21 protein-coding genes are annotated in these 16,191 nt (G+C 43.9%); 12 read left to right on the top strand and 9 right to left on the bottom strand.

All coding sequences use genetic code 11. The features are described 5' to 3' along the window. Positions 1-292 precede the first annotated feature (292 nt). Both EV213_RS19815 and EV213_RS19810 read right to left on the bottom strand, forming a co-directional pair. The gene (locus EV213_RS19815; protein WP_133582314.1) at positions 293-826 is read right to left on the bottom strand and encodes a GNAT family N-acetyltransferase; all 534 of its coding nucleotides are present in this window, start codon (positions 824-826) and stop codon (positions 293-295) included. A 230-nt stretch (positions 827-1,056) separates the two neighbouring features. Then, positions 1,057-1,950: a TIGR01777 family oxidoreductase gene (locus EV213_RS19810; protein ID WP_133582313.1), complete on the bottom strand. Its 894-nt coding sequence runs from the start codon at positions 1,948-1,950 to the stop codon at positions 1,057-1,059. 104 nt (positions 1,951-2,054) lie between these two features. On the opposite strand from EV213_RS19810, the gene EV213_RS19805 reads away from it, so the two are divergent. Then, positions 2,055-2,867, top strand: coding sequence for a RecX family transcriptional regulator (locus EV213_RS19805; protein WP_166639435.1), 813 nt, complete (start codon positions 2,055-2,057; stop codon positions 2,865-2,867). After that, positions 2,864-3,172: a YfhH family protein gene (locus EV213_RS19800; protein ID WP_133582311.1), complete on the top strand. Its 309-nt coding sequence runs from the start codon at positions 2,864-2,866 to the stop codon at positions 3,170-3,172. Before EV213_RS19805 ends, EV213_RS19800 begins: the two co-directional genes overlap by 4 nt. Positions 3,173-3,211: 39 nt before the next feature. Here the strand turns inward: EV213_RS19800 and EV213_RS19795 are convergent, their stop codons facing one another. The 3 genes from EV213_RS19795 to EV213_RS19785 form a co-directional block, all read right to left on the bottom strand. Continuing rightward, a complete protein-coding gene (locus tag EV213_RS19795) occupies positions 3,212-3,379 on the bottom strand; it encodes a YpzG family protein (RefSeq protein ID WP_133582310.1) in 168 nt (55 codons plus the stop codon). Beyond that, positions 3,372-3,515, bottom strand: coding sequence for a small acid-soluble spore protein K (gene sspK / locus EV213_RS19790; protein WP_133582309.1), 144 nt, complete (start codon positions 3,513-3,515; stop codon positions 3,372-3,374). Before sspK ends, EV213_RS19795 begins: the two co-directional genes overlap by 8 nt. Before the next feature lie 68 nt (positions 3,516-3,583). Beyond that, positions 3,584-4,570, bottom strand: a complete 987-nt coding sequence (locus tag EV213_RS19785) for a metal-dependent hydrolase (protein WP_133582308.1) — start codon at positions 4,568-4,570, stop codon at positions 3,584-3,586. A gap of 298 nt (positions 4,571-4,868) precedes the next feature. Between EV213_RS19785 and mutY the strand changes: the two genes are divergently transcribed. Together mutY and EV213_RS19775 are read left to right on the top strand one after the other, a co-directional pair. Then, positions 4,869-5,975, top strand: coding sequence for an A/G-specific adenine glycosylase (gene mutY / locus EV213_RS19780; protein WP_133582307.1), 1,107 nt, complete (start codon positions 4,869-4,871; stop codon positions 5,973-5,975). Next, positions 5,972-6,730, top strand: a complete 759-nt coding sequence (locus tag EV213_RS19775) for an SDR family NAD(P)-dependent oxidoreductase (RefSeq protein ID WP_133582306.1) — start codon at positions 5,972-5,974, stop codon at positions 6,728-6,730. Before mutY ends, EV213_RS19775 begins: the two co-directional genes overlap by 4 nt. Before the next feature lie 15 nt (positions 6,731-6,745). Here the strand turns inward: EV213_RS19775 and EV213_RS20945 are convergent, their stop codons facing one another. Further along, on the bottom strand, positions 6,746-6,919 hold the full coding sequence (locus EV213_RS20945) for a hypothetical protein (RefSeq protein ID WP_166639434.1): 174 nt from the start codon (positions 6,917-6,919) through the stop codon (positions 6,746-6,748). A gap of 105 nt (positions 6,920-7,024) precedes the next feature. Here EV213_RS20945 and fabL point away from each other — a divergent pair, with 105 nt between their 5' ends. From fabL to EV213_RS19755, 4 genes are all read left to right on the top strand, one after another. Further along, positions 7,025-7,771: an enoyl-[acyl-carrier-protein] reductase FabL gene (fabL, locus tag EV213_RS19770; RefSeq protein WP_133582305.1), complete on the top strand. Its 747-nt coding sequence runs from the start codon at positions 7,025-7,027 to the stop codon at positions 7,769-7,771. A 90-nt stretch (positions 7,772-7,861) separates the two neighbouring features. Beyond that, the gene (locus EV213_RS19765) at positions 7,862-8,074 is read left to right on the top strand and encodes a gamma-type small acid-soluble spore protein (protein WP_133582304.1); all 213 of its coding nucleotides are present in this window, start codon (positions 7,862-7,864) and stop codon (positions 8,072-8,074) included. 139 nt (positions 8,075-8,213) lie between these two features. Further along, positions 8,214-8,747, top strand: coding sequence for a DUF402 domain-containing protein (locus EV213_RS19760; protein ID WP_166639433.1), 534 nt, complete (start codon positions 8,214-8,216; stop codon positions 8,745-8,747). 50 nt (positions 8,748-8,797) lie between these two features. Then, positions 8,798-10,549 carry an ABC transporter ATP-binding protein gene (locus tag EV213_RS19755; protein ID WP_279512778.1) on the top strand — a complete coding sequence of 584 codons (1,752 nt, stop codon included), beginning with the start codon at positions 8,798-8,800 and terminating at the stop codon, positions 10,547-10,549. Positions 10,550-10,607: 58 nt separating this feature from the next. On the opposite strand, the gene EV213_RS19750 is transcribed toward EV213_RS19755, so the two are convergent. Beyond that, positions 10,608-11,669 carry an FUSC family protein gene (locus EV213_RS19750; RefSeq protein ID WP_133582302.1) on the bottom strand — a complete coding sequence of 354 codons (1,062 nt, stop codon included), beginning with the start codon at positions 11,667-11,669 and terminating at the stop codon, positions 10,608-10,610. Between the two features lie 125 nt (positions 11,670-11,794). Here EV213_RS19750 and EV213_RS20940 point away from each other — a divergent pair, with 125 nt between their 5' ends. Next, complete coding sequence (locus EV213_RS20940; protein ID WP_166639432.1) at positions 11,795-11,950, top strand: hypothetical protein; 156 nt, start codon at positions 11,795-11,797, stop codon at positions 11,948-11,950. Positions 11,951-12,102: 152 nt separating this feature from the next. Here the strand turns inward: EV213_RS20940 and EV213_RS19745 are convergent, their stop codons facing one another. Then, positions 12,103-13,389: a glutamate-1-semialdehyde 2,1-aminomutase gene (locus EV213_RS19745; protein ID WP_133582301.1), complete on the bottom strand. Its 1,287-nt coding sequence runs from the start codon at positions 13,387-13,389 to the stop codon at positions 12,103-12,105. Between the two features lie 179 nt (positions 13,390-13,568). Between EV213_RS19745 and bcp the strand changes: the two genes are divergently transcribed. The 3 genes from bcp (at position 13,569) to perR (ending at position 15,156) form a co-directional block, all read left to right on the top strand. Further along, a complete protein-coding gene (bcp, locus tag EV213_RS19740; protein ID WP_133582300.1) occupies positions 13,569-14,045 on the top strand; it encodes a thioredoxin-dependent thiol peroxidase in 477 nt (158 codons plus the stop codon). Between the two features lie 17 nt (positions 14,046-14,062). Next, positions 14,063-14,629, top strand: a complete 567-nt coding sequence (locus EV213_RS19735) for a cob(I)yrinic acid a,c-diamide adenosyltransferase (protein ID WP_133582299.1) — start codon at positions 14,063-14,065, stop codon at positions 14,627-14,629. A 74-nt stretch (positions 14,630-14,703) separates the two neighbouring features. Next, the gene (gene perR, locus EV213_RS19730) at positions 14,704-15,156 is read left to right on the top strand and encodes a peroxide-responsive transcriptional repressor PerR (RefSeq protein ID WP_133582325.1); all 453 of its coding nucleotides are present in this window, start codon (positions 14,704-14,706) and stop codon (positions 15,154-15,156) included. A gap of 95 nt (positions 15,157-15,251) precedes the next feature. Here perR and EV213_RS19725 read toward each other — a convergent pair whose 3' ends face one another. After that, complete coding sequence (locus EV213_RS19725; protein ID WP_133582298.1) at positions 15,252-15,638, bottom strand: YgzB family protein; 387 nt, start codon at positions 15,636-15,638, stop codon at positions 15,252-15,254. Positions 15,639-16,191: the final 553 nt, after the last annotated feature.

Raw genomic sequence — 16,191 nt, 5'->3', positions numbered from 1 at the left:
AACGATCTTGAGAGTATCCACAACCTTGTTTATAAAGGGAGCGATTGTCAACAATATTATCCACAGATAAACTAGTGATAGGTCACGTTATTCACAAAGTTATGCACATTATCCACATGAAAACACATGTGCCCTGTGAATAACATGATTCTGAAATCGAGAAGTGTGGATAACAACAGAGCCGATTGTTGTGAACAGGAGGATTAAATAAAAAAGCCTGATCAGTGGTTAGTGATCAGACCATTTTGTTTCACGATCTTTTTGATAAGAGTTTATGCTAAGTCACCATTGTTCACGAGCCTTCATTTTCGTATTGATACAGGGCATCCGCGCTCGCTGGATGAGAAAAATAATGAGCTGCTGAAATACTAAACAAGTCATAGACCTTGCCATTTTGTTTAAAGGCACTGTCAGCAAGCGTCAAATAGGGCATTTTCGCACTTGCTTTACGGGAACGGGTATTTTGTTGATTGATTTTCACAAGGATGGTATCGATGCCGTATTCGACAAAAAGCTCTTGAAAAAACGCTTCTTTTGCCGGAGCATTATAGCCTTTCCCGAAAAACTCTTTGCCAATCCATGTGGATAGAAAGCCAACACCATCCATCACATCATAGAGTAAAATCATGCCGATAGGGCAACCACGCTCATCGAGGATGACTCTTGGATATGCCGCACCTTCATCTTCAAGGTCAAGCAATCCTTTCAAGACAAATGTGTAGGCATCCGCCGTATCGGCTTTATGACGTACATAGGGAAATACATTAGGGTCTTGCAGTAAAGGAAAAAGGGCGTGGGCATCTCGGGTCGTAAGTTTTCTAAGCATTCATATCATCCCTTCTCGCAAGGCGGTTAAATGCATAGAAAAACCACCCTCGAATTTTTTAGTTTCAAAAAATTCGGGGTGGGAATCGAACCCACTAGAACCGGGACACCGGTGGCTCACCATTTGCCTTCCCACTACTTTGTAGCCATATCATAATCGATTTTTTTTCAAAATGGAATAGACTTTACACGTTTTTTACAATAATTTTTTTTGGCATAATTCGACACGCTCTACAGCAAAGAATCGACAGCTTTTTTAGCATCTGGGTAGAGAAATCGAAACCCATGCTCTTCTGCTTTTTGTGGCATGATTTTATGGCTGTCCAAAAGTAGACTACTCATATCACCTAGAGCTATTTTAAGCAGCGGTGATGGAACGTGAAACCAATGGGGGCGATGAATAGTTTTCGCAACAATCCGACCAAGTTCCTCCATTGGAATGGGATGAGGTGATGTCACATTGAGGGGACCGGAAATACTTTCCTGATATAATGCATACGAAATCATCGACACGACATCATCAACATGAATCCAGGACATGACTTGGTTTCCAGATCCCAATTTCCCCCCAGCTAATAAGCGATAAGGAAGAACGATACGAGGAAACGCGCCTTCCTCTCCAAAAACAACACCAAACCTTGCATTGACTGTCCGCGTTATTGGCGTTGCCTTATTGGCTTCTGCCTCCCAGTCTTTGCATACTGTAGCTAAAAAATCAGAGCCAAGTTCGTTTCTATTTTCAGTGTAGGCCACTCCTGTATTTGCTTTATAGATGCCGACAGCTGAGGCACAGACAAATACCTTTGGCGGTTGAGGAAGTTGTTCCATAATACGGACGATTTCCTTTGTCGACTCCATGCGACTGTTGTAAATACTTTTCTTTCGTGCCTCGGTCCAACGCCCATTAATTGATGTTCCTGCCAAATGAATGACGGCGTCAATCTCTCCAAGCTGATTTTCTGGTGTGTCACTTTCCCGCATCCAACCAACGTATTGAATGTGTTCCGTTTCATTTTTCGATTCAGGTGATCTTGTTAAAATGGACAAATGATGCCCTTGCTTCATTAATTCTGCAACAAGCTTTCCACCGACAAACCCGCTTCCCCCAGCAATCGCTATTTTCATCCAATCTCCCCCAGTCATAACACTTTCCTTCAGTATACCCGACTAAACGTAGCAGATAACCTGTACGGATGAATTGTGATACACTTACGAAAGGTGGTGATCCCATGCCTTATGTGAAACAAATGGCAACGGCAAAACACGGCCTCTTTGAATTGACCATTCTTTTTGAGGATGGGCACACTGAGGACATTTTTCTAGCAGAGGATACGATCGTTACTTATCAAGTGTTAAAAGGGAAGGCGTTTACTGATGACGAATGGACCGCTTTATTGCGCGTTGATATTGTCAAACGAATGGTTTCAAGAGGGATGTATTTACTTTCCTTCCGAATGAGAACGGCTGGCGAAATACGAAGAGACTTAATGGAACGTTTTGAAGACGGTCAAGAACTCATTCCAGATGCCATTTACGAGCTTGAAAACTTTGGGTATATAAACGATGCACAATACGCTCATATGTATACGGATGAAAAAAGAAGGATACAAAAAAAAGGCCCCTTGGTCATTAAAAAGGAACTAAATGAAAAAGAGGTTGCTCCAGCAGTCATTGATTTGGCGCTCGAGAGTTATACATTGGAAAAGCAAACGGAGGCTGCGCAGTCAGTCGTTGAAAAGATAAAAGCAAGTCAAAAGGACAGTGCCTCGAAAGCGGAGCAAAAGGCGATTCAACGTCTGCTTACAAAAGGGTTCGCTCAATCTGTCGCTGTGCAGGTAGTGAAGGAGCATTTTGTTCGCCCAGATAAAGATGAGGAAGCAGGAGCAGTTGCCTATCACGGAGAAAAAGCGGCGCGCAAATGGTCGCAGCTATCAGGCTGGGAATTTGAGCGGAAAATGAAACAAGTGCTGTACCAAAAAGGCTTTCCTATTCATGCAATCCAAGAATGGCTACAAAGCCGTCAGGAGGAAGATGAGCAATGAAACGATACGCTGACATGAACGAACAAGAGCTTTTAGCGGAAATTGGCGCGTTAACAGAGAAGGCGAGAAAAGCAGAGCAGCTTGGAATGCCAAACGAATACGCGGTGCATGAACGAAAAATTGCAATGGCGAAGTCTTATCTTGTTGATGTTTCTCAGTTTGAAGTAGGTGCGACATATACGATTGAAGAGGATGGCGAACAGGTCCCATTTAAGATTGACTATTTCAAAGGAATTTTTGCATGGGGGTATCGTGGTGAAGATATTTCTCTTCAAGCAGTCCCAGTGAGTGTGCTTAAAAAATAACTCCCCACAAGTCCAAGACCTGTGAGGAGTGAGCGGTTGTTACACACGTGACTTCATATTTGCTTTTAGAATATCGTTGTGACGCCCAGGCTCAGTTTCGCCATTCACCTGGTTGTAAGCATGTTTTACACTTGCACGAGGCGACTGAAAAGGTTTCTTCTCAAAGGAATAGCGGCTTGAATTGTTGTGCAGGCTTCCGTTATTCATCGCTTATCCCTCCTGCGCGCATTCGTTCAGCAGGACGAGAGTTTATCGTCCCATCTGCACGTTTTGAAGAAAACTGATCACTTGGCATGCGTTCAACGGATAATCTTGGAGGGGAATTTTTGCTTCTTTTACGCAACAGAATTCTCTCCTTTGCAATTGGCGTACCCTACTAGTATATGTGGTGCCGAATGTTCTATCCGATGTTTAAAACGGTAATGGTGACACTTTTTTCTGTAGTTTTTTCTCTGAAAATACCCAGCCAGTAAAGGACCCTACACAATTTTTATCTTGATCGAAGCAGACCATGGCAACAAACGGGTAATGCCCTTTGCTCCAGTACCGGAGATCGATAAAGCGGATTTCGTAATACGTTTGGTATTTCCTTAGCTCCCAGCGGTAGACAGGTGAGAAGGACCGAAACGATACGACATCGGGATGTTCCAACGCCTTTGTGAAATACTCGTTCTCTTTTGGTAAAGGCTTTCGGGCAAAAGAATCGAGCACTTTTATGGAGTGATCACTATATTTTGCGACGATGTGCTCGTGCTTCGTCGTAATCGCAAGATGCCAAAGGTTTACCCGCATTGAAGGCGACACATTAACGTCCAACACATCAGTAAAACGCTGGTGAACCTTTCTGACAAGCGTACGTTTTTGTAAATAACGATACACGTAATAAAAAATCAACAGACCATACATCGTGGAGAACACGACCTGAGGTGGATACCAGCCTGATACCCAAACGGCGATGCCCGCTAAGTGAACCGTGAAAATCACTGGGTCGAATGTATTAATCATTCCGAGCGCAATCCACTTTTTGGTGAATGGCCTTAACGCCTGTGTGCCGTATGCATTGAAAATATCAACAAACACATGAAGGCCAACGGCGAGTCCTGTCCATAAAAGCAAATGAAGGGCGTCCGTTTGCGGCCAAATGGCTAATAATGTACCAGTGAGCAACAGTGTCCAGAGCACGAGTGCAAATAATGAATGCGTAATACCACGATGATGTTTAATATAAGTGGCATTGTTTTTTAATTTTAAAACAGTATCAATATCAGGGATTTGCGACCCAATAATGGTGGCTATAAGGACGGTTTGTGCTGTTAATGGACTCGAGGCAACAACCGGATCCAAAGTTGCTAAACCGCCAAGAGCGATTCCCATAACAAGATGGGTTCCAGTATCCATCCGGTTGAATCCTCCTTTCCGCTGTTCATGCGAGAACAATCTCAGTGTGTGTACCAAAAATGATTCCCTGTTTCTTTAGATTTCACACTTATGGTACGTTCATTATGCGACGCGTCAGTTGCAATTTTTCGGCACAGTTGCCACAAGGGCAATGAGCACCGGACAAGACAAAGCAACGAAGAAAGCGAGCGTTTCTCAACGACAATCCCTTCAGCCTGAATAACGACATCATAACATGATATGCACACCCCGTGCAGTAGCAGACATTTCATTAAAGAGTATTAGGATGTGAATAAAAATGGCGCAAGAACATTATGCCAATGCTCTAACATCATTTGATCACGTATCTTTCCAAGAAGATTTGATCACTTGGTTTTTAGCAGAACAAAGAGATTTGCCATGGCGTAAGGACCAAACGCCGTACAAGGTTTGGCTATCGGAAATTATGCTGCAGCAAACGAGAGTCGATACGGTCATTCCGTATTTTAATCGTTTTGTTTCCTCGTTTCCAACGCTTGAGGCGCTTGCTCAGGCAGATGAACAAGACGTGCTAAAGCATTGGGAAGGCCTTGGATATTATTCCCGTGCCCGCAATTTTCAAAGTGCTGTTCGTGAAATTGTTTCTACATATGGTGGCAATGTTCCAGCAGACAAAAAAAGCTTCCAAGCGTTAAAGGGCGTAGGTCCGTACACGGCAGGGGCCGTATTAAGCATCGCCTTTAACAAAGCTGAGCCTGCGGTCGATGGCAATGTGCTGCGTGTTTTCTCAAGATTGTTTGCCATCGCTGATGATATCGCAGAAGAAAAAACACGCAAAGCGTTTGAAGCTGTCGTCGCAACGGTCATGGACAAAGAACGTCCCTCTGAGTTCAATCAAGGGGTTATGGAATTAGGAGCCATCGTATGTACACCTAAAAAACCTACTTGTCTGATTTGTCCTGTCCGTGCTCATTGTCAAGCGTATGCAACTGGGCAAGAAGATGTGCTTCCTGTGAAAAAGAAAAAGAAAAAGGCAAAAGAAAAGCATATGACAGCTCTTGTGATTACCGACGAAAATGGCGACTGGTTGATTCACAAGCGACCTTCGCAAGGGTTATTGGCTAACCTGTGGGAGTTTCCGAATTGTGAAACTGTCAATCGAGCTCAGCTTCAAAAGGATCAGGCGATGCACTGGGTAGAGGAAGAATACCACATCCATGTCGAAGTAAATGAGCATCTGCTGTCAGTGAAGCACGCTTTTTCACACCTTGTGTGGAATATCGATGTGTTCCATGCGTCATTACAGACGCCATTTGAAGGAAGAGAAGGACTGCAATTTGTTTCAGAAGAAGAGATTTTGCAATATCCTTTTTCAGTGTCGCACCAAAAAATACTTCATCACATTATCGAGGGGGAGCGTGCATGAATCTTCAGCTTGAAGGAAAAAACGTGCTTATTACAGGTGGAAGTAAAGGGATCGGCAAAGGCATTGCTAAGGCATTTCTGAAAGAAGGTGCGCATGTCACTATTGCCGCTCGAAATGTCGAGGATTTAGAAACCGCCGCAGAAGAGATTGGTGGAGCAGCTATACTTGAGTTGAATGTCACCGATGAAACGCATGTCCATGAGCAGTTTGAGAAATACATAAGTCGGAACGGTACCCTCGATGTGCTCATTAATAATGCTGGAGGATCTCAAGGGGGGGCTGTCCTTTACACTGAACTGCAAGAGTTTAAAGAAGCAATGGAATTAAACTTTTATTCGGCGGTTCGACTTAGCCAACTTGCAGGTGCTCATATGAAGCAACGGCGATCAGGTGCCATTGTGCAGATTTCCTCTATCTTCGGGAAAGAATCAGGCGGAAAGCCAACGTACAATGCAAGCAAATCCGCCTTGATCTCCTTTACAAAATCGTTTGCCGATGAAATGATTCCAAATGGCGTTCGCGTCAATTCAGTTGCTCCTGGTTCGATCCTCCATCCGACAGGGAATTGGCAAAAAAGGCTCGAAAAGTCACCGCAAGCCATTCAGCAGTTTGTCGACCAGAACATTCCGGCTGGGCGATTCGGAACGGTAGAAGAAGTTGCCAATGTGGTGGTTTTCTTAGCCTCTCCAATGGCGTCTTGGGTCGTTGGCACGACGGTAACAGTTGATGGTGGACAATCCTACATGAATGCTTAATGACGTGCCGATGGTTTAGCGCTCTCGTTCAAGCTGTTCCTTAATGAGCTGCTTATAGAGGCTTAATCCTTCAACATTCAAATAGGGTAACATTTGCTGACAAGCCGTATGGCTGTAACGAAGCTCCTCATCCGACCACTGCCTTTTTGAAATCATAAAAAGCTCACTAAAGTCTCGACCACTGTACACGAAAAAACCTCCTTAGCGCGTTTATAAATGTATTTTCAACGCTTAAGGAGGAAATTATGCCAGTAGTTCTAGCCATATCGGCAAATGAAAGGAAGAAACATAACAATGACGAAAAGCAAAAATGCACTTGTGACGGGTGGTAGCCGTGGAATCGGCCGAGCCATCGCTCTGCAATTAGCAAATGAAGGATACAATGTAGCCATTAATTACGCGCGGAGCAAATCTGCTGCCAACGAAGTGGTTGCTGAAATTGAAGCACTTGGTGTGAAGGGGATCGCAATTCGTGCCAATGTTGGCGACCGTGAGAAAATCACAGCATTATTTGAAACCTTTGACGAGCATTTTGATTCATTAGATGTATTCGTTAATAATGCGGCTTCAGGTGTATTGCGTCCAATTATGGAGCTTGAAGAAAAACACTGGGATTGGACAATGGATATTAATGCCAAGGCACTGTTATTTTGTGCACAGGAAGCTGCACAGCGTATGAAAGGTAAGGGACATATCGTTTCCCTAAGCTCGATTGGGTCGATTCGTTACCTTGAAAACTATACAACAGTAGGTGTTTCTAAAGCAGCATTAGAGGCATTGACGCGCTATTTGGCCGTTGAGCTCGCTTCAAGAGGCATTATCGTCAACGCCGTCTCCGGTGGTGCTGTAGATACTGAGGCACTCACGCATTTTCCGAACCGCGAAGAGCTTTTAGAAGATGCACGAACCAACACACCTGCTGGACGCATGGTGCAGCCTGAGGATCTTGTCGGTGCAGTGTCATTTTTATTGTCACCACAAGCGGACATGATTCGTGGGCAAACCCTTATTGTTGATGGAGGACGATCATTGCTTGTTTAATTTACCAAATGATACCAATGAAAAAAGCAATGTTGCTGTTGTATGAAATAAACCTCTTCTGCACACATTAGAAGTGCGGAGGTGATACACATGGCAAAGCAAAACAAAACCACTTCAGGTACTGATGCGCAACACGTTAAAGCCCAGAACGCTCAATCTGCTCAAGGTCAGCAAGCACAAGCTGGTCAACAGGCTCAACAGAGCTTCAGCAACCAAGCGGCTTCTGGAACAACGGATGCACAACACGTTAAACAAAACAACCAGCAATCAGAACAAAACAAACAACAAAACTCTACAAAATAACTTGTGGAGTCTAGTTTGCGAAAAGGCATCCCTGCGCATCCGAGCGTTAGGGGTGCCTTTTTGTTTAGAGCCCCTAAATTTTTATTCGTTTCACGAAAAGGGTATACTACATTCATTAATGCGAATGTGGAGTGAGCGGATGACTCATCAAATGGTTGGAGATACCGTGAGAATTAAGAGCCTGAAACATTGCGGCTCGTTTCATAGGAGCTGGGCAAAAACAGAGGTGGTTCATCATACTGCTGAAGAATTTATTGGCGTCAATGAAAAAACACTTGTCACAGAAGCAGATGGGACGCAATGGATTACACAACAAGCCGCTGTTTGCTTTTTTTGGCCAGACCGGTGGTATAATGTGATTGCCCTAGAAGGTGAAAACGATTGGGCGTTTTATTGCAATATTGCTTCGCCGTACGTGCAGAAGGATGGCAATCAATTCGTTTATATTGATTACGATATTGACTATTTCGTTGATCAAAATGGGTTTGGCCATTTGCTCGACATGGACGAGTTTAGATTGAATTCTAGTGAGAAGGGGTATCCGGCATATGTGATGAATGCCGTTGAAAATGCGTTGCTTGAGATTCAAAGACGCCATCACGAGAAAGAGGGCGTTTTTGCACCAGGAGTCGTATCAGCTTGGTTGGGGTTGTACCGACAGTTTCATAGCTAAGAACGCTATCTACAAAGCCGATATCCGTAAATTGAACAGGGGGGACGGATGTGGGTCCTATTAAGCAATATTTAACGTTTGTAAAACCGTATCGCTGGATGATTGTCTGGACGATACTCATTGGAATTATTAAATTTTCTATTCCTCTAGCGACACCGTTGATGTTAAAGTTTGCGATTGATGACATTATAAACGCAGAATCAATAGATACAGCGGAAAAGTTGACGAGGCTTGCCTACTTGTTGGGGGCTGGCGCTTTTTTATTTGTTATTCTTCGTCCACCGGTTGAATACTATCGCCAATATTTTGCGCAGTATGTTGGCAACAAGGTGCTGTTCGATATTCGCTCTACGCTATTTGTCCATATTCAGAAGCTGAGCTTGAAATTTTATTCAAACCAACGAGTTGGGGAAATTATTTCTCGCGTGATTCATGATGTTGAACAAACAAAAAGCTTCGTCATGGTAGGGTTGATGAACGTTTGGCTTGATACAGCTACCATTATTATCGCTTTTGCCATTATGTTTTGGATGGATCCTTTGCTTGCGTTGCTTTCTATTGTAATGTTTCCATTCTACGGTTTTGCGATTAAGTTTTTCTATGGTCGCCTTCGTTCACTTACGCGCGACCGTTCTCAAGCTCTCGCTGAGGTGCAAGGGCATTTGCACGAACGTGTTCAAGGCATTTCTGTTATTCGTGGCTTTGCACTTGAAGACCATGAAGAAAAACAGTTTGCTAAGCGAAACGACAATTTCCTTGCACGAGCATTGGATCATACCCGCTGGAATGCCAAAACCTTTGCTGTTATTAATACGGTGACGGATATCGCCCCCTTGTTAGTGCTTGGGTTTGCCACATATCGCGTCATTGAGGGGCAACTGACTGTCGGGGAGCTTGCCGCCTTTGTTGCGTTTATGGAGCGGTTGTACAGTCCGCTGCGAAGATTGGTCAATTCATCGACGACGTTGACCCAATCGATTGCATCGATGGATCGGGTTTTCGAGTTTGCTAATGAACGCTATGATGTAACGGATAAAGCAGGAGCAAAACAGGTGGAGGAATTGTCAGGACGGGTGACGTTTGACAATGTTTCCTTTCAATACAATGACGATGAGTCTGAAGTTCTCAAAGGATTGAGTCTGGACGTTAACCCCGGTGAGACTATTGCTCTCGTTGGGATGAGCGGAGGCGGTAAGTCAACGCTTATTAGTCTGATACCAAGGTTTTACGACGTCACTGAAGGTCGACTTCTTGTGGATGGAATAGACGTTAGAGACGTACAGGCACGATCGCTCCGTGACCAGATTGGAATTGTTCAACAGGACAATATTTTGTTCAGTGACTCCGTGAAGGAAAATATAAAAATGGGCAATCCTGATGCAACCGATGAAGAAGTGATCCAGGCTGCAATATCAGCGAATGCTCATGAGTTTATTACAGAGCTGTCTGACGGGTATGACACGAAGGTTGGCGAGCGAGGAGTTAAGCTCTCAGGCGGCCAAAAACAACGTGTTGCTATTGCACGAGTCTTCTTGAAAAACCCGCCAATGCTCATTTTAGATGAAGCCACCTCTGCACTGGATTTGGAAAGTGAACATCTCATTCAGGATGCCTTAGAGAAGCTCGCGAAGCATCGCACGACGTTTATCGTAGCGCATCGTCTTTCAACGATTACCCATGCGGATCGGATTGTTCTCGTGGCGAATGGTGAAATTAGAGAGCAGGGCACACATAGTCAGCTCATGACGAAACGCGGCGAATACTTTAAGCTCTTTTCTGTGCAGCAGCTTGAGCCTGTATAAGAACATAAAGAAAACACCCTTTTTGAACGAGACGAATGTCTTTTCAAGGAGGGTGTTTTTATTTTTTTTCGAGTTCATTTTCTTCGGTATGATGACTTTTAAAGCTTGTCAGGATTTTTGCCAAGTGATCGAGCGCATAATGATATTCAAGCAAATTGGACACGAGCGAAAACAAATGCATCCATTTTTCTTCGTTTTCCGGCTCGGATTCATCCTTTGCCAATGTATAAAGCTCCATAAACCGAGTCTTTACGGGGCTGCAATGCGTTTCGTATTGAATTGCTTTCGTACGGCCCGTTAGATTTTCAAGCAATTGTTCATGAAACCGAGTCAAGTCATCCAATTCGGACGTTAACGGCTCCCTAACATGGTCTGGTAAGTGATGAAAATCATTTTCAGCTCGACTAATTTGTGCCAAACAAAAGTGAGCCCGGTTTGCTGTTGCGAGCATTTGGCGAAAGACGACAAGCTTTCTTGCTTTAGCAAACTTCTTCTTTTTTGAATAGACGCGTTCTTCTTTGTATAGAAGATACACTTGCTCAAGCTTAACAAGTTTTTCTTTAAGCTTTTCGATATCTTCCTTTAACGCGTGCTGCTCTGTCATATGATAATTGCTAAGCCGTATCCATTTAATAATGTCCTCTGAAGTCTCAGAAATGGATTGATACAGCCGATGTTCATGTTTTGGAGGTAAAAACGCCAAGTTAACAAGAAATGCTGCCACGACACCAAGCATCACAGAGCTAAATCGTTCAAATGCATAAATTAGAAAGCCATCAGCAGGAGCCTCCATGATTGCAATCGCTGTGACAAGTGCGATAGAGACGGTTTGCCCAATTTTCAATTGCAGATGCACAGCGATAACGACGATGACGACCATGCCAACGACAATGGGTTCAGTGCCAAAAATCGTCGAAAAGATAATGGCAAAAAAAGCACCAATAATGTTTGCCTGCGCCTGGTCTAATACCGTTTGGTACGACTTATATACAGAAGGCTGTATGGCAAAGGCGGCAGCTATCCCTGCAAATACGGGAGCGTCAAACCCTAGCCACTGTGCGATGTATAATGAAAGTACAATCGCCAGCCCGGTTTTTAAAATACGTGCACCAAATTTCATAGGGGAAGTTTAAGTCCTTTCCAATGGTTTCGTTTAGCCTTATCGTACTATACAATGCACAATGGAAAGAATCAAGAACTGATAAAGCAAAGATGGAATGGAAGTGCTAGAAATGAGGATGTGGGATGCTTGAGAAAGTGAAAGTGTCCGAAAAAAGCGGTGAAGTGCCCGGAAATGAGAAGAAAGTGCCCGGAATTGGCAGTAGAGTGTCCGGAAATCACGGTGAAGTGCCCGAAATAAGGAAAAGTGCCCGAATTAAGCGCTCGAGTGCCCGGAAGTGAGAAGAAAGTGCCCGAAATCGGCCGTGAAGTGTCCGAAAATCATGGTGGAGTGCCCGAACGAAGGAAAAGTGCCCGAATTTGCACATCTCCATTACGTCATTAAAAAAAGCACGTGCTGACCGGGCACGTGCTTTCAGTAGCATTTAAGCATGTTACAAAGTCTTAAGCACTTTATCTGCTGCTCGAATGGTTTGGTCAATATCCGCTTCAGTATGGCCCATTGTGATAAACCACGCTTCGTACTTGGAAGGGGCAAGGTTAATCCCTTCATGCAGCATACCTTTGAAAAAACGAGCAAACATCTCACTGTCCGCTGCCTCTGCTTCTTCGTAGTGCGTCACCCGTGTCACACCAAAATACACGGTCAACATGCCGCCTAAACGGTGTACAATCGCATGAATGCCTGTTTCATCAATGCTTTTTTGAAGTCCAACCTCTAAACGTGCACCGAGTTGGTCAAGTCGCTCATAAGGATGTTCTTCTTTCAATAGACGCAGACAAGCTATACCAGAGGCCATTGATGCAGGGTTTCCTGCCATCGTTCCTGCTTGGTAAGCTGGTCCGAGTGGTGCGACTTGCTCCATAATGTCCTTTCGCCCTCCATAGGCACCAATAGGGAGTCCACCGCCAATAATTTTTCCAAGCGCCGTTAAGTCAGGCGTAACACCGAGCAGGTTTTGCGCGCCGCCATACATAAAGCGAAAGGCGGTAATCACCTCGTCATAAATGACGAGACCTCCATACTGATGAGTCACCTCATTCACCATCTCCAAAAAGCCTTCGTCAGGTGTGACAACCCCAAAGTTTCCGACAATTGGTTCGACAAGCACACCTGCAATATCATCGCCCCATTTCTCCATCGCTTCCTTAAATGCGTTCGTATCATTGAAAGGGACAGTAATCATTTCCTTCGCAATGGAATGGGGAACGCCAGCAGAGTCAGGTGAACCAAGCGTCGCTGGACCAGACCCCGCAGCAACAAGCACGAGATCCGAATGACCGTGGTAGCACCCAGAGAATTTCAACATTTTCGTTCGCCCAGTATACGCCCGAGAAACACGAATCGTCGTCATAACTGCTTCTGTGCCTGAATTGACAAAACGTACCCTTTCCATAGAAGGAATCGCATCCTTCAACGCTTTGGCGAATGTGTTTTCCATAACTGTCGGCGTACCGAACAAAGTGCCGTTTTCTGAAGCAGTTGTGATCGCTTTTGTAATCGCAGGGTGAGCATGCCCTGTAATTATTGGCCCATAAGCCCCAAGGTAATCGATGTATTGATTATCATCTTCGTCCCAAAAATATGCTCCATGCCCTCGCTTCATATAGACAGGCGAACCTCCGCCAACTGCTTTGAAGGAACGAGAAGGGCTATTTACACCGCCGACGATATGACGCAATGCTTCTGAATAGTGTTGTTCTGATGAGGAAAAATTCATATTAAATGATCTCCAATCTTTGCATGGTTCGGTTCAAATGTCGTGGACCGTAGTTTAAGTGTAGCAGAGTCGCTTCCTTTTTGAGAAAAAGGAGCCTGAATTTGTACAAGACGCTTGTTTGATGTACGCTATGAATACTATTTCATCGGAATAAGTGTTGTGTTATAAGGAGGAGTCGTATGAGTATTGCAGAAGGACAAAGCGCACCGGATTTCACCCTGCCTTCCCAAAAAGGTGAAAAGATCCAGTTATCCAGCTTTACTGGCAAATATGTCGTGCTCTATTTTTACCCAAAGGACATGACCCCAGGCTGCACCACGCAGGCTTGTGACTTTCGTGATCATTTTCAATCTTTTGCAGATGCAAATGCTGTTATTATTGGAATTAGCCCTGATCCAGTCAAACGACATCAGACGTTTGTTGAAAAGTACGACCTGCCCTTTTGCCTTTTGGCTGACGAGGATCACCAAGTAGCAGAAGACTATGGGGTCTGGCAACTTAAAAAGAATTTTGGAAATGAATACATGGGTATTGTCCGCTCAACCTTTGTCATCGATCCAGAAGGCACGATTTTGAAGGAATGGCGTAATGTAAGAGTGAAGGGTCATGTCGAAAAAGCTTTGCAGTTTGTACAAAATCAAGGCAAATCAAAATAAACACAGGAGGTGAAGACATGAAAATTTATACGAAGAGCGGTGACCATGGTTCGACGTCGCTAGGATATGGAGAAAGGGTGCCAAAAAACCATGCCCGTGTTCAGGCTTACGGGACACTTGATGAGGCAAACGCTCATCTAGGACTGGCGGTGGCCTCTTTAACAGATTGTGCATGGATCGGAAAGGCTTCTTTTAAAGATCAATTGACACGCGTACAAACCCTCCTCTTCCATGCAGGAAATGAGCTTTCTACGCCAGTGGGCAAGGATGTTCAATGGCCAATTCTTGAAGGTCATATTACGTATTTAGAGGAATTAATTGATCGCTGGCAGGGGACTCTTCCTGAGTTAACTACCTTCATTCTTCCTGGAGGCTCTATAGTGGCATCATCCCTTCACCTTGCAAGAACTGTTGTGCGAAGAGCAGAACGTGAAGCGGTGGCCATTGCGGACGTTGTCAATCCCAATACCCTCGTATTTTTAAATCGCTTGTCCGACTTTTTGTTTGTGGCTGCACGGTATGCAAATGCCAAAGAAGGATTGCCAGACCAACATTTAGAAGTGGATGAGGAAGACAAAGATTGACAAAGCAACGTTTTAGCGAGTAAAATTAGATTATAAATATTATAAAGTGAGAACGCTTTTTGAAAGTGAGGTGCATGACGGTGGCGACTGACCATCTTCAGGAAGCGCTAGGCTCATTAAAAAAAGCTGGGGTGAGAATCACGCCTCAACGTCATGCGATACTGGAGTTCCTTTCCACTTCGCAGGCGCATCCAACTGCCGATGATATTTACAAGGCGTTGGAGGGGAAGTTCCCTAATATGAGCGTTGCGACAGTGTATAATAATTTGCGTGTGTTTAAAGAAGCAGGATTAGTGAAGGAACTGACTTACGGAGATTCATCGAGCAGATTTGATTACGTGACATCGCATCACTATCATATTATTTGTGAATCTTGCGGTAAAATCGTTGATTTTCATTATCCAGGGCTTGATGAAGTGGAAGCATTAGCGGCGCACGTTACCGGATTTGACATTAGTCATCATCGAATGGAGATCTATGGAACTTGCCCAGAGTGCAAGCATCAGCCAGGAAATATAAAACAGTAAATAAAAAAGAGGTTCAGTTGTTGAACCTCTAAGTCTTTGTCACAGCTTCATTAGTGACGTGAAGCGAAGCCCCTTGATAAAGCATTTTATCGGGGCTATTTTTTATGGTCGATTTCACTTTCTTCATTAGAGGCATGACTTCTACGGTTATAGGAAACGTCAAAGTCCTTTCCTTCAAGCGCCTTGTCCATTGTTAAAGGCTGACTGCAATGCATGCAAGCATCGACGCGGCCTAACATTTTCGTCCACTTTCCACACTCTGGACAAGTCACTTGGATGGCTTTTGTCGATAGCATGCCCACCCAGAAATAAACACCGGTGCTCATCAAAACAAAAATAACGCCTAGAAGCATAAATGCTGCCATCGCGATTTGCGATCCTTTAAAGAGCAACCCGATGTACATGACAGCAATGCCGATAAACACCAGGGAAAGAGCGAAAGTCCTTATCTTATTTATTTTATTTTTGAATAGAAGTTGCAAACGAAACCCTCCTCTTAGGTAAGAAGTATATCATATTTTTATGTGGAATCTGTTTGGATCGATCTCATTCTATGAAATGTCATTCACCTCTTTAAACAGTACGGAACCGTTTATAGACTCTAAAGGGAAGTATGTTAGGCTAGTGAGTTATTCTCTCTTGCGCATAACAACGTTAAGCATTAAAGTATCATCATGTAGTAACCGTTAAGTTCTTATAGAAGGAAGTAGGACTTTCTCTAAGAATAAATGAAACAGACTAGGATCGTCTAGAACGATTTTTGAAGTAAGTCGTTTTTTTTATAAAATACTTGTTGACCACCTGATTTATCCGTGATATATTATTAGACGTCGCTGAAACAGCACATCACATCCAAATAGCATCTTTTGAAAAAACATATTGACATTAACACTGTCTAGATGGTAAGCTGATTTGGTCGCTGTCAAATTCGACGAATGACTATTGTCCTTTGAAAACTGAACAGAAGTCAAATGCAAAAAACGTGCCATGTTGAAAGACATGTAAAATAAATCCCGTTGATTTTACTTAAATCAA

The sequence above is a fragment of the Aureibacillus halotolerans genome, from assembly GCF_004363045.1.
Classification (GTDB): Bacteria; Bacillota; Bacilli; order Bacillales; family DSM-28697; genus Aureibacillus; species Aureibacillus halotolerans.
This window is presented reverse-complemented; position numbering and strand designations above follow the sequence as displayed.